Source organism: Lentzea sp. JNUCC 0626, assembly GCF_043632865.1.
GTDB lineage: Bacteria > Actinomycetota > Actinomycetes > Mycobacteriales > Pseudonocardiaceae > Lentzea.
Genome location: NZ_CP171635.1, coordinates 4,183,248 through 4,195,951, shown reverse-complemented (window position 1 = coordinate 4,195,951; position 12,704 = coordinate 4,183,248). Strand labels below are relative to the sequence as shown.

The following is a 12,704-nucleotide window of genomic DNA, read 5'->3' as shown; positions in this document are numbered from 1 at the left end:
GTGGTCCCGTGAAGATCACGGGGGACGAGATCCAGCAGCGGATGATCGAGCACGAGTTACTGGGTCCCGGCGGTCTGCAGATCGTCGGGGCGACGATCACGGGGCAGCTCGACCTGTCCGACGTCGTCGCGAAGAAACCGTTGGTGCTGCGGGACTGCGAGACGGAACACCCGGTGCTGCTCAGCCGGGCGCAGTTCAGCCTCCTGGACCTGCGCGGCCTGGTGGCCCCGTCGATCGAGGCGCGCGGCCTCGCCGTGGAGCACCACCTCCGCCTGGGCGGCGCCCGGCTCACCGCCGCGGAGTCGATCGACGCGCTGCACCTGCGCATCGGCGGCAGCGTCTACCTCGACGAGGGCTTCCACGCGGCGGGCACCGTGACGCTGAGCGGCTCGCGCGTGGCGGGCGTCCTCATGTGCGGCGGCGGCCGGTTCGAGGCGGGCCTGAACCTGGTGGACCTGCAGATCGGCGACGGCATCTTCCTGAACGAGGGCTGCGACGTCTCCGGCGGCGGCCGGCACGCGGCGGTGCGCCTGCGCGGCACCCGCGTCGACGGGCAGATCATCCTGCGGGAGGGCCGTTTCAGCTCGTCCGTAGCGCTCGACCTGCGCCACGTGCGAGTGGGCAAGGACCTGCTGATGCCGTTCGCCGGCATCGACGGCCAAGTACAACTCGAAGGGCTCGTCTACGAGGGCCTGCCGCGAGACGCCACTGTGGACGAATGGCTGTCGTTGCTGTCCGAGCGCACCCTCCGCTACTCGGCCCAGCCGTGGGCGCAGCTGGCCGCGGCCCACCAGTCCGCCGGCCACGAACGCGACGTGCGCCGCATCCGCGTTGCCCAGCAACGTGATCTGCGCCGCCGAGGCCAACTCTCCCGCTGGGGCCGCGGCTGGCACCTGATCCGAGGCGTGACCGTGGGCCACGGCTACCGCCCGGGCCTCGCCCTGGTGTGGCTGGCCGGGGTGCTGGCGCTGTCGGTGGGCGTCGTGCTCACCAGCGGCGCCGTCCGGTGCTCCGCGGTGGAACAGGTCGGCTACGCCCTGAACGTGGCGACACCGCTGGTCAAGGTGGACGCCGCCCGCTGCACCGTCGACGTCGGTTCAGCCGCCGGCCAGCTGGTGCTGGCCTCCACGTGGCTGCTGCAGATCTTGGCGTGGGCGTTCGCAACCCTGTTCGTGGCGGGCTTCACCGGTTTGGTGAGGCGCAACGCGTGACTGTCGGGGGTGTCTGATACACCAGGAGGCATGAGCGCGAAGACCGGAGCGAGAAAAGGGGAGCGAGTCCCCGCCGAGTCGCTGCCGGTCGCCCGAATCGTGGTGGACGTGCCCCTGGCCCACCTCGACCGGCCGTTCGACTACGCGGTTCCGTCCGAACTGGACGACACCGCCGTCCCAGGCTGCCGAGTGCGCGTGCGGTTCGCGGGCCAACTGGTGGACGGCTACCTGCTGGAGCGCGCCGAAACCTCGGAGTACGGCAAGAAACTGGCCTTCCTCGAAAAGGTCGTGTCACCCGAACCGGTGCTGGCACCGGAGATCGCCGCCCTGGCCCGCGCCGTGGCCGACAGGTACGCCGGCGGCATGATCGACGTGCTGCGCCTTGCCATCCCGCCCCGCCACGCCCGCGCGGAGGCAGCGGCACCGGGGGAGGCCCCGCCACTGCCGCAGCTGCCTGCCTGGGTGACGGAGCCGCCCGCCACCGAGGAGCCGGCCGCAGCCCCGGCACCTGCCGACGGCACCGCCGCTGAGCCCACCCCTGCCGCCGACGCTGTCTCCGCCGACACTGCCGCCGAGTCCGTCCCCGTCGACGCCGCGCCCGTCACCACCTCCGCTCCACCCGCTCCCAACCTCGTACCCGAGTCACCCACCGCCCCCACCACCACCACCACCGACCTGGTCGCCCCCACCACCACCACCACCACCGACCTGGTCGCCCCCGCCCCCACCACCACCACCGACCTGGTCGCCCCCACCACCACCACCGACCTGGTCGCCCCCACCACCACCACCACCGACCTGGTCGCCCCCGCCCCCACCACCACCACCACCACCGCCACCGCCGCCGCCACCACCGCTGCTGCTGCTGCCACCGACCCCGCCACCACCGACGTCGTGCCCGCGACACCCGACGCCGGCCCCGCTGATCCCACGCCCGAAGCGCCCACCCTTGAAGTCCCCGCGCGGTCGCAGCTGCCGCCCGTCCCCGCCGACGCCTGGTCGCGCTACCCCCGCGGCCCCAAGTACCTGGAAGCCCTGCGCGAGGGCCGCCCCGCCCACGCCGTCTGGCAGGCCCTGCCGGCGGAGGACTGGCCCGCTCGCCTCGCCGAGGCCGCGGCAGCGGTGGCGTCGTCGGGACGCGGGGTGGCGATCGTCGTCCCCGACCACCGCGACCTCGCGCGCGTCGCCGAAGCCTGCGGGAAGCTCATCGAGGGCGTCGTGACGCTGTCGGCCGACCTCGGGCCGTCGGAGCGCTACAAGCGTTGGCTGGCGGTGCGGCGTGGCATCGCGCGAGTGGTGGTCGGGACGCGCGCCACGGCGTTCGCGCCTGTGCACGATCCCGGCCTGCTCGTGGTGTGGGACGACGGCGACGACCTGCACGTGGAGCAGCGGTCGCCCTATCCGAACGTGCGGGACGTGTTGGTGCAGCGCGCGCACATGACGGGTGCGGCGTTGCTCATCGGCGGGTTCGCGCGCACGGCCGAGGCGCAGTTGCTCGTCGAGACGGGGTGGGCGCACGAGATCGTGGCGTCGCGCGAGACGTTGAGGGCCGTGGCGCCGCGGGTCGTGTCGGTGGGTGACAACGACTGGCAGGACGTGAAGGACTCGGCCGCCCGGACGGCGCGGTTGCCGTCCATCGCGTTCGACGCCGCTCGGTTCGCGCTGGCCGACTCGCCGGTGCTGATCCAGGTGCCGCGACGCGGGTACGTGCCGTCGCTGGCCTGCGGGCAGTGCCGGGGGCCCGCGCGGTGCCGCCGGTGTGCGGGGCCGCTGGCGTTGCCCGGTGGCACGCAGGACGGGCTGCCGAAGCCCGCCTACTGCCGGTGGTGCGCGGCCACCGAGGCCGGGTTCCGGTGTCCCACCTGCGGGTCGCGCAAGCTGCGCGGGCAGATCATCGGGGCGCGGCGGACGGCCGAGGAGCTCGGGCGGGCGTTTCCCGGCCATCCGGTGCGGACCAGCGGTGCCGACGAGGTGCTGACCAAGGTGCCCGGCAAGCCCTCGCTGGTCGTCGCCACGCCGGGTGCCGAGCCCGTCGCCGAGGGCGGGTACGGCGCCGTGCTGCTGCTCGACGGGTGGGCGTTGCTCGGCAGGGCTGACCTGAGGGCGTCCGAGGAGGCGCTGCGGCGGTGGATGACGGCCGCGGGGCTGGTGCGACCGGGCAACGGGCGGGTGGTGGTGATCGCCGACTCGTCCCTGACGCCGGTGCAGGCCCTCGTCCGCTGGGACCCGGTGTGGCACGCCGCGACCGAACTGGCCGCGCGCACCGAACTCGGGTTCCCGCCGGCGGTCCGGATGGCGACGGTCGACGGCACCCCGGACGCCGTCAACGCAGTGCTCGACGAACTGCGGCTGCCGCCGACCGGCGAGATCCTCGGGCCGGTGCCGCTGGGCGAGGACGAGTCCAAGGAACGCGCACTGGTGCGGGTGTCCCGCGCCGAGGGGCGTCAGCTCGCCGCCGTGCTGGCCGAGGCGCAGGCGGTGCGGACGGCCCGCAAGGAACAGGACCTGGTGCGCATCAAGCTCGACCCGCTCGAGGTGCTGTAGCGGTCAGCTCTCGTAGTGGGAACGCAGGCCGGCGATGTGCTCGCGGATGTCCTCGTCGGTCAGCTTCTCGTACTCCAGGTACTCGCTCATGTAGGTCATGAGGTCGTTGCGGTCGGCGTGCTGCTCGTTCGCGATCACGTGCGCCGTCGTGCCCGCGATGCCCGCAGGGAACAGCAGGAACCCGTCGAGGCCCGCCATGGTGTCGAAGGAGGCGTTCTTGGCCTCCCACAACGCCCACACGTCGTCCTCGCGCCCGCACTCGGCGAGCAGCAGGGCGGCCAGCACCAACGCCTCGCGCACGCCCCAGCCCTCCTGGTGTGCGGCGGTCTCCTCGGCGAGCAGGTGGCGCAGCAGGTCGGCGTCGCCGTCCCGGCGTTCGCGCAGCAGGAGGTGCAACGCCTCCTCGCGGTCGGCCTCGTCGAGTGGGGTGTTCGTGAAATCGTTTCGCAACTGGTCAAGATCGATCGACACGCCCGCACCTTAGGCCTTCCTCAAGGGGTGTTGCCATCCGGTCACAACGGAGTAGAAGTTTCCGCATGTTGCGAACGGTCGCCGCCTTGACGCTCTCCGTAGCCCTGGTCGCCCCCGCCCCGGCGGGAGCGGCGGAGTCCTCGCCAGCGCCACGCGTACCCGAGCAGGTCGGCTGGGGAGGCGCGGTCTCCAGCGTCGACCCGGACGCCTCCCAGATCGGCATCGACGTGCTCCGCCGCGGCGGCAACGCCGTGGACGCCGCCGTCGCCACCGCCGCCGCGCTCGGCGTCACCGACCCGTTCAGCGCGGGCATCGGTGGTGGCGGCTTCTTCGTCTACTACGACGCCCGCTCCGGCCGGGTGTCCACTCTGGACGGCCGGGAGACCGCGCCGAGGTCCGCGACCGACCAGCTGTTCGTCGAGGACGGCAAGCCCCTGCCGTTCGCCGAGGCGATGACGAGCGGCAAGTCCGTCGGCGTCCCCGGCACCCCCAAGACGTGGCAGCAGGCGTTGCGCAAGTGGGGCACGCTGAACCTGCGCGAGGCGATGGGCCCCGCGGAATCGTTGGCACGGCGCGGTTTCGTCGTCGACCAGACGTTCAACTCGCAGATCGCCAACAACGCCGCCCGCTTCGCCGACTTCACCTCGACGCGCGACCTCTACCTGCCCGGCGGCCAGCCGCCCGCCGTCGGCAGCACCTTCCGCAACCCGCAACTCGCCGACACCTACCGCGAGCTCGCCCGCACCGAACTCGCCTCGCTCTACGGCGGCGCCGTCGGCCGCGACCTGGTGAAGACCGTGCAGAAGCCGCCGGTCGTCCCGGGCTCCACCCGCAACGTCCGAGCGGGCGACATGCAGCTCTCCGACCTCGCCCGCTACCAGGTCGAACGGCGCGAGCCGACGCACAGCCGCTACCGGGGCCTCGACGTCTACGGCATGGCCGCCCCGTCCTCCGGCGGCACGACCGTCGGCGAGGCGCTCAACATCCTGGAGTCGACCGACCTGTCGAAGGTCTCCGACGTCGAGTACCTGCACCGCTTCATCGAGTCGACGAAGCTCTCCTTCGCCGACCGCCTGCGCTGGGTCGGCGACCCGAAGTTCAGCCGCGTGCCGACCGAGGGCCTGCTGTCGCAGAAGTTCGCCGACACGCGCGCCTGCCTGATCAAGCCCGACGCCGTGCTGCCCGCCCCGCAGCCCGCCGCCGACCCGTACAACCCGAAGGCCTGTGAAGCCACCGCCGGCACCTCCGCCCTGCGCGAGGACGCCGAGCGCACCACGCACCTCACGACCGCCGACCGCTGGGGCAACGTCGTCGCCTACACGCTCACCATCGAGGCGGAGGGCGGCAGCGGCATCGTCGTCCCGGGCCGAGGCTTCCTGCTCAACAACGAACTCACCGACTTCGAGTTCGTGGCCCCGACCGCCGGCGTCCCGCACCCGAACCTCCCCGGCCCCGGCAAGCGCCCGCGCTCGTCCATGGCCCCGACGATCGTCGTCGAGAACGGCAAGGTCCTGCTCGCCGTCGGCTCACCGGGCGGCGCCACCATCATCACCACGGTCACCCAGATCCTGACCGCCCGCCTGGACCGCAAGATGTCCCTGGTGGACGCCGTCAAGGCCCCGCGCGCCTCCCAGCGCAACGCGGCCACCACCCCGGCCGAGGCGGAGTTCATCGCCGCCTCCACCACCGCGGGCCTGCAGACCATCGGCCACAAGTTCAGCCAGAACGCCGAGATCGGCGCCGCCACGGCCGTCGAACGCGCCAAGGACGGCCGCTGGCGCGCCGTCGCCGAACCGACCCGCCGAGGCGGAGGCGCCGCCCGCGTCGTGAAGGTCGGCTAGCCGCTTTCCCAGTAAAGCTGAGGGCCCGCACGGCAACCGCCGCGCGGGCCCTCAGCTCGTTCGGTCCCTACTTGACGCCGCCGTCGTAGACGACCGTGCCCGCCGCGTCGCGGGCGACCACGCGCAGGGTCGCGGGGTTGAGCGTCGTCCCCGCGGCGAAAGGCAGCGTCACGATGAAGTGGCCATCGGCGACATCGGCGGTCACGGGCGTTCCGCCGTTGTCGGACACCTCCACCTTCTTGGCGGCGATGTGGGTGCGCCCGACCATCACGAACTGGTTCTCCTCCTGGTAGCCGGTGAGGAAGTACGCGGAGGACTCCGGGTTCTCGTACGCCGTCCGGATCGTCCACAGGGTGCCTGCGTGCTGGTTGGAGACGGAACAGGTCGCCCACTCGCCGTGGCCGCGATGAGCCAGCAGCATGCCGTGCGACTGGGCCGGATCCGACATCAGCAACGGCTCCCAGTCCGTCAGGTCCTCGACCTTCGCGCTGTTGTTGAAGGCGTTGTCGGCGCACCTGGCGAGGAGGTTCACCGGGCTGCTCGGGTTCGCGTCACCGCTCTCGTAGTTGTCGGACTCGCCGTCGGCCGACCACGCCGTGAACCGCGGGATCTGGAGGGTGGTGTCGTCGAAGACCAGTTCGGACGCTCCCATCGCCATCTGCGAATAGATGACGAAGAACTCCGGGGTGACGACGCTGTCCGTGGAAGCGCGGCTGTGCGAGGGGCCCACTTCGCGCGCCTTGGCCGTGTGCGCGCCCTTCGGCGGTATGCCGGCGATGATCTGGCCGGTGCGGTAGGTCATGCGGCCCGTCTCCAGTGCGACCGGCTCGAACTCCTTCGACGCCACCGTCGCCCTGGACTTCGTGAGCTCGCAGAAGCGGCCGTCGTCGCCGACGAGCACCTTGCGCAGGCCGAAGACCACCATCTTCGTGGAGGACCAGGCAGGGTCGCGCAGAGCGTCGCGGCAGCGGGTGACGTCGCGTTCGGACGGAGCGACGACCGCCTCGTGGCCCGGATCGACCTCGTAAGGCGCGGGGCGGGTTAGGAGCACTCCGCCCACGACGAGGAGCACCACGCCGGCGGCGACGGCCAGCGGCGTGAAGCGGCGGTCGCGTGCCTGGCCGAAGTCTGGGCGCATCCGTTCCTTGACGTCCTCGGGCAACGCGCGCCGGGGTGGCAGGTCGATCTTCATCACTCCACCTCCAGGGTGTCGTCGGACAGCGCCTTGCGCAGGCGGCTGCGGGCTCGGGACAGGCGTGAGCGGACGCTCACCTCCGCCACTCCCAGTGCCTCGGCGGCCTCCGCCGCGCTCAGTTCGCCGAGCAGGACCAGTTCCACGGCCTCCCTCTCGGCGCGGGGGAGGCGTTCCACGGCCCGCAGCACCTCGCTCAGGCGTGACTCGTGGTCCAGCGACGACACGATCGCGTCGGCGTGGTCGTCCTGCACGTCGTCCCTCGGCACGCGCAGCAGCAGGCGGGTGAACCTCGCCTTGCGGCGGAACTCCGAGCGGGCGAGGTTGCCCGCGACGGTGAACAGCCACGGCAACGCGCTGTCCCGCACCAGCGTCACCTCAGCCCGCCGGCGCCACGCCGTCATGAACGTCGCCGACGTCAGGTCCTCCGCCGTCGCCCACGACGCGGTCAGCCGGTAGGCGTGGTTCCACACCGCCTCGGCGTACCGGTCGTACAACTCACCGAAGGCGCGCTCGTCGCCTCGTGCCCACAGTTCGGCGTCCGACGGGGCGTCCTCAGGCACGGCGGCCGCCCCCTCCCAGCTCGGTCGCATCAGCCTCATGACCTGGAGGTGTCCACCTTCCGGCCGAGTGTTGCACGCGATCTTCCTACCTCGGGCTGATCCGGGTTCGATACTCGGAGCCGATGTGGGCTGACCTGCGCGAACGGCACAGTTGTGGCATGACGACGACCACTGTTACCAGCGCCCCGGCCGCCCACTTCGACCTCGCCGCGCTCTTCCGCCCCGTCCTGACGGCGCTGCGCTTCACCGGCCACTTCCTCGTGGCACTGGTGGGCGTGATCTTCCTCGGCAGCGCGTCCGAGCACTGACCGCGCTCCTCGTAGACTGACTCCCAGTCCACACGAGGAGCACTGCGTGACCGTCCAACCCATCCGCCTGTTCGGCGACCCCGTGCTGCGCACCGCGGCCACCGAGGTCGTCGACTTCGACAAGGAACTGCGCACCCTGGTCAAGGACCTGTGGGACACCATGCAGGACGCGGGCGGCGCCGGCCTCGCCGCGCCTCAGCTCGGTGTCGGACTGCGGGTGTTCACCTACCACTGCGACGGCTTCGCGGGCCACCTCGTGAACCCCACCTGGGACGTCGTCGGCGAGGAGATGCAGGACGGCTCCGAGGGCTGCCTGTCCATCCCCGGCATGTCGTGGGACTGCAAGCGCCACCTGCACGTCGTGGCCAAGGGCTGGAACATGCACGGCGAGCCCGTCGAGGTCGAAGGCACCGAGACGCTGGCGCGCTGCATCCAGCACGAGTCGGACCACCTCGACGGAGTGCTCTTCCTCGACCGCCTCGACGCCGAGACGCGCAAGCAGGCCATGCGCGAGATCCGGCAGTCCACGTGGTTCGACGGTACGGTCCCCACCTTGAAGCAGAGCCCGCACCCACTCTTCGGCAGGTCCAGCTGACCATGCGACTCGTGTTCGCCGGTACGCCCGAGGTCGCACTTCCCTCGCTGCGCGCCTTCATCGACTCCTCCCGCCACGACGTCGTCGCCGTGGTCACCCGCCCCGACGCACCCTCCGGCCGCGGCCGGAAGCTGGAGCGCTCCCCGGTAGCCGCCCTCGCGGACGAGCACGGCATCGAGGTCCTCACCCCGGCCAAGGCGGGCGATCCCGAGTTCCTCGACCGCCTGCGCGCGCTGGAACCCGACCTCTGCCCGGTCGTCGCCTACGGCAACCTCCTTCCCCAGCGGACGCTGGACGTGCCGAAGTTCGGCTGGGTCAACCTCCACTTCTCCGTGCTGCCCGCGTGGCGCGGCGCCGCGCCGGTGCAGGCCTCCGTGCGCAACGGCGACGACATCACCGGCGCCTCGACGTTCCGCATCGTCAAGGAACTCGACGCGGGCCCGGTGTTCGGCGTCGTCACCGAGAAGGTGCGCGACCGCGACACCTCCGGCGACCTGCTCACCCGGCTGTCCATCTCGGGCGCCGACCTGCTGCTGTCCACTGTGGACGGCATCGGGGACGGCACCCTGGTCGCCGTCGACCAGCCCGCCGACGGCGTCACCTACGCCGCGAAGATCTCCGTCGAGGACGCGCGCCTCGACTTCACCACGCCCGCCGCGGCCGTCGACCGCCTGGCGCGCGCCGTGACGCCGGAGCCCGGCCCGTGGGCCGAGTTCCGCGGCGAGCGGCTCAAGCTCGGCCCGGTGACGCCCGTCGCCGACGTGACGCTGCCCGCCGGCGAGATCCTCGTCGAACGCAAGCGCGTGCTCGTGGGCACCGCGACCACCGCCGTGGCCCTCGGCGAGGTCCAGGCGCAGGGCAAGAAGCGTATGGCCGCCACCGACTGGGCGCGCGGCGTGCGGATCGAAGCAGGGGAGCGCATCGCGTGACGTTCCCCCGACCCGGCACAGCACACCCCACCCGCCAGCCGCAGGGCAGCGACGACGCACCCGTGACCCGTGCGAGCGCACGAGAGTCCGAGAGCGTGGTCCTCGCCACCGCGAGGCAGCCCAAGACAGTGGAGCACACCGCATGACCGACCACGCCCGAGGCGCCTCCAAGCCTTCCCGGCCGCGCAGGCCGCACCCGCCGAAGCGACGCACCGGCCCCGCCCGGCCCCCCGTGGAGGACCCGGCCCGCCTCGCCGCGCTGGAGACCCTGCGCGCCGTGCGCCAGCGTGACGCGTACGCGAACCTGGTGCTGCCGCAGATGCTCCGCGACCGCCGCATCACCGGCCGTGACGCGGCACTGGCCACCGAACTCACCTACGGCTCGGCCCGAGCACAAGGTCTGCTCGACGCCGTCATCGAGGCGTGCTCGGACCGCCCGCTGTCCGAAGTGGACGGCTCGGCGCTCGACGCGTTGCGGCTGGGCACGTACCAGTTGCTGCGCACCCGAATCCCGTCCCACGCCGCCGTCGCCTCGACCGTCGACCTCGTGCGCGGTGAGCTCGGGTCCGGTGTCGCGGGCTTCGTCAACGCGGTGCTGCGCCGCGTCGCCGAGCAGGACGAGACCGCCTGGGTCGACGAACTCGCACCTGACCCGGACACCGACCCGATCGGCAACGTGGCCTTCGGCCACGCCCACCCGCGCTGGATCGCGCAGGCGTTCGCCGAAGCCCTCGGCAGCCGCGAGGAACCGTTGAAGCTCGCCCTGGAGGCGGACGACGCCCGGCCGGCCGTGCACCTGGTCGCCCGCCCCGGCGAGGTGAGCGCCGACGAGCTCGCCGCGATCGTCGGCGGCGACGTGGCGCCCTACTCGCCTTACGGCGTGCATCTCGAACCCGGCGCAGGCGACCCCGGTGATCTGGAACCGGTCCGGGAACGTCTGGCAGGAGTTCAAGACGAGGGCAGCCAGCTGTGCGCCCTGGCCCTGACGCGCGCTCCGATCGAGGGCACGGACGACCGCTGGCTGGACCTCTGCGCCGGCCCCGGTGGCAAGGCCGCCCTGCTGGCCGCGCTGGTCGGCCTGGAAGGCGGCGAGCTGATCGCCGTCGAGAAGGCACCCCACCGCGCGGAGCTCGTGCGCAAGCTCACCGCCGGCCTGCCGGTGACCGTGGAGGTCGCCGACGGGCGCGAGACCGACTTCGTCGAAGGAGCGTTCGACCGTGTGCTGGTCGACGCGCCCTGCACCGGTCTTGGTGCTCTGCGCAGGCGCCCGGAGGCGCGGTGGAGGCGCCAGCCCGCCGACGTCGGCACGCTCACGAAGTTGCAACGTGAGCTGCTCACCGAAGCGTTGCGGCTGGTACGCCCTGGAGGCGTAGTGGCTTATGTCGTGTGCTCACCTCATCTCTCGGAGACCGTCGGGGTGGTGACGGACGTCGCGCAGCGAACCGGCGCCGAAGTGCTGGACACGAGGGCGTTCTTCCCCGGAGTTCCGGACCTCGGGGAAGGGCCGCACGTCCAGCTCTGGCCCCATCTGCACGGCACCGACGCGATGTTCTGCGCGATGCTGCGACGCCCGAACTGAGCGCTCAGGACCTGCGAGAACCACGCTAGCCACGAGGTCTGACAGAACGAGGCGGCTCGAAGACCGGGGCGAGGGCGAGGGGAGCCCGGCGGCAACACGGTGGGTGAGGCGTGGGGGCGCCGTCACCCATGTCCGTGACGACCGCCGGGATGCCCGCGTCGGAGGTCCAGGCGGCGGTTGGCGTCAAGGAGTGATGTGGGGAGCGGTCGGTGCCCTGATCGTGTGGTTGGGGCGGAACCGCGAGACCGTCGCACCCGGCCGTCGAGCCTAAGATCGGCGCCATGACACGTGGTCTGCTCGGACTCGTCGCGTCGGGCTGCGGCGGCGTGGAGAAGTGGTTCCGCACGGACCTCGCGGAGCCGGCCGTGCAACGGGGTTGGCAGTTGGCCATCACCTTCACCCCCTCGGTCGCGCCGTGGTTCGAGGAGTCGGGAGAACTCGACCAGTTGCAGGCGCTCACGGACCTCCCGATCCGCTGGGAGCCGCGGATGCCGAGCCAGCCCAAGCCGTACCGCACGCCGGACGCGTTCATCTTCGCCCCGGCCAGCGCGAACTCGGTGGCCAAGCTGGCCCTGGGCATCGGGGACAACCAGGCGCTGACCGCCTTGAACGAGGCGATCGGCGTCGAGGGGTGCAAGGTCGTCGTCCAGCCTCACGCCAACGCCGACAAGCGCCGTCACCCGATGTGGGAGACGCACGTCACGACACTCACCGGAGCGGGTGTCGTCGTGGTCTCGGACGTGCCTCCCGGCAGCCTGCTCGACCTGTTGGACACCTAGACTTCATCCTTGTGGTCCACACGCCGATGATCGCTCCCAGCATCCTGTCCGCCGACTTCGCGCGCCTCGCCGACGAGCTCGCCGCGGTGCCCACGTCGGACTGGATCCACGTCGACGTGATGGACAACCACTTCGTGCCGAACCTGACGCTCGGCCTGCCGGTGGTGAAGTCGCTGCTCAAGGTGACCGACATCCCGATCGACTGCCACCTGATGATCGAGGACCCGGACCGCTGGGCCATCGGTTACGCGGAGGCGGGCGCGTACAACGTGACCGTGCACGTCGAGGCGGCGAACGACCCGATCGCGCTCGCGAAGAACCTCAAGGCGGCGGGCAGCAAGGCGGGCCTGAGCATCAAGCCTGGCACGCCGCTGGAGCCTCACGTCGAGGTGCTGAAGCACTACGACACGTTGCTGGTCATGTCGGTCGAGCCCGGTTTCGGTGGGCAGAGCTTCATGGCGGACGTGCTGGACAAGGTCCGCCAGGCGCGGCACCTCGTCGACACCGGCCACCTGAAGCTGCTGGTCGAGATCGACGGCGGCATCAACGCCGACACCATCGAACAGGCCGCGGAGGCGGGCGTCGACTGCTTCGTGGCGGGCTCCGCGGTGTACGACTCGGCCGACCCCGGCAAGGCCATCGAGGCGTTGCGCACTCAGGCAGCCGGCGCCCGGGGAACCAGGACCCCGTGA

At 71.8% G+C, this 12,704-nt stretch carries 13 protein-coding genes; 10 read left to right on the top strand and 3 right to left on the bottom strand.

All coding sequences use genetic code 11. From position 1 onward, the window contains the following. The first annotated feature begins 8 nt into the window (after positions 1–8). Entirely contained in the window at positions 9–1,211 is a 1,203-nt protein-coding gene (locus JNUCC0626_RS17880) for a hypothetical protein (protein ID WP_394620896.1), read from the top strand. 30 nt (positions 1,212–1,241) lie between these two features. Continuing rightward, the gene (locus JNUCC0626_RS17875; protein WP_394620895.1) at positions 1,242–3,755 is read left to right on the top strand and encodes a primosomal protein N'; all 2,514 of its coding nucleotides are present in this window, start codon (positions 1,242–1,244) and stop codon (positions 3,753–3,755) included. A gap of 3 nt (positions 3,756–3,758) precedes the next feature. On the opposite strand, the gene JNUCC0626_RS17870 is transcribed toward JNUCC0626_RS17875, so the two are convergent. Then, positions 3,759–4,226, bottom strand: a complete 468-nt coding sequence (locus JNUCC0626_RS17870; protein WP_394620894.1) for a hypothetical protein — start codon at positions 4,224–4,226, stop codon at positions 3,759–3,761. Positions 4,227–4,291: 65 nt separating this feature from the next. On the opposite strand from JNUCC0626_RS17870, the gene ggt reads away from it, so the two are divergent. Then, entirely contained in the window at positions 4,292–6,067 is a 1,776-nt protein-coding gene (gene ggt / locus JNUCC0626_RS17865; protein ID WP_394620893.1) for a gamma-glutamyltransferase, read from the top strand. Positions 6,068–6,134: 67 nt separating this feature from the next. Here the strand turns inward: ggt and JNUCC0626_RS17860 are convergent, their stop codons facing one another. Further along, the gene (locus JNUCC0626_RS17860; RefSeq protein ID WP_394620892.1) at positions 6,135–7,259 is read right to left on the bottom strand and encodes a hypothetical protein; all 1,125 of its coding nucleotides are present in this window, start codon (positions 7,257–7,259) and stop codon (positions 6,135–6,137) included. Further along, complete coding sequence (locus tag JNUCC0626_RS17855) at positions 7,259–7,861, bottom strand: sigma-70 family RNA polymerase sigma factor (protein ID WP_394620891.1); 603 nt, start codon at positions 7,859–7,861, stop codon at positions 7,259–7,261. The genes JNUCC0626_RS17860 and JNUCC0626_RS17855 overlap by 1 nt, the downstream gene beginning before the upstream one ends. A gap of 119 nt (positions 7,862–7,980) precedes the next feature. Here JNUCC0626_RS17855 and JNUCC0626_RS17850 point away from each other — a divergent pair, with 119 nt between their 5' ends. The 7 genes from JNUCC0626_RS17850 to rpe all read left to right on the top strand — a co-directional run bounded on the left by JNUCC0626_RS17850 (position 7,981) and on the right by rpe (position 12,704). After that, positions 7,981–8,130 (top strand): hypothetical protein, encoded by a 150-nt coding sequence (locus JNUCC0626_RS17850; RefSeq protein WP_394620890.1) that lies wholly within the window; start codon positions 7,981–7,983, stop codon positions 8,128–8,130. A gap of 46 nt (positions 8,131–8,176) precedes the next feature. Then, the gene (def, locus tag JNUCC0626_RS17845; protein WP_394620889.1) at positions 8,177–8,725 is read left to right on the top strand and encodes a peptide deformylase; all 549 of its coding nucleotides are present in this window, start codon (positions 8,177–8,179) and stop codon (positions 8,723–8,725) included. 2 nt (positions 8,726–8,727) lie between these two features. After that, the gene (gene fmt / locus JNUCC0626_RS17840) at positions 8,728–9,654 is read left to right on the top strand and encodes a methionyl-tRNA formyltransferase (protein WP_394620888.1); all 927 of its coding nucleotides are present in this window, start codon (positions 8,728–8,730) and stop codon (positions 9,652–9,654) included. Then, complete coding sequence (locus tag JNUCC0626_RS17835; protein WP_394620887.1) at positions 9,651–9,800, top strand: hypothetical protein; 150 nt, start codon at positions 9,651–9,653, stop codon at positions 9,798–9,800. Before fmt ends, JNUCC0626_RS17835 begins: the two co-directional genes overlap by 4 nt. Then, positions 9,797–11,233: an RsmB/NOP family class I SAM-dependent RNA methyltransferase gene (locus JNUCC0626_RS17830; RefSeq protein ID WP_394620886.1), complete on the top strand. Its 1,437-nt coding sequence runs from the start codon at positions 9,797–9,799 to the stop codon at positions 11,231–11,233. Before JNUCC0626_RS17835 ends, JNUCC0626_RS17830 begins: the two co-directional genes overlap by 4 nt. A 281-nt stretch (positions 11,234–11,514) precedes the next feature. Further along, positions 11,515–12,012 (top strand): flavoprotein, encoded by a 498-nt coding sequence (locus tag JNUCC0626_RS17825; protein WP_394620885.1) that lies wholly within the window; start codon positions 11,515–11,517, stop codon positions 12,010–12,012. Between the two features lie 26 nt (positions 12,013–12,038). After that, a complete protein-coding gene (rpe, locus tag JNUCC0626_RS17820; protein WP_394620884.1) occupies positions 12,039–12,704 on the top strand; it encodes a ribulose-phosphate 3-epimerase in 666 nt (221 codons plus the stop codon).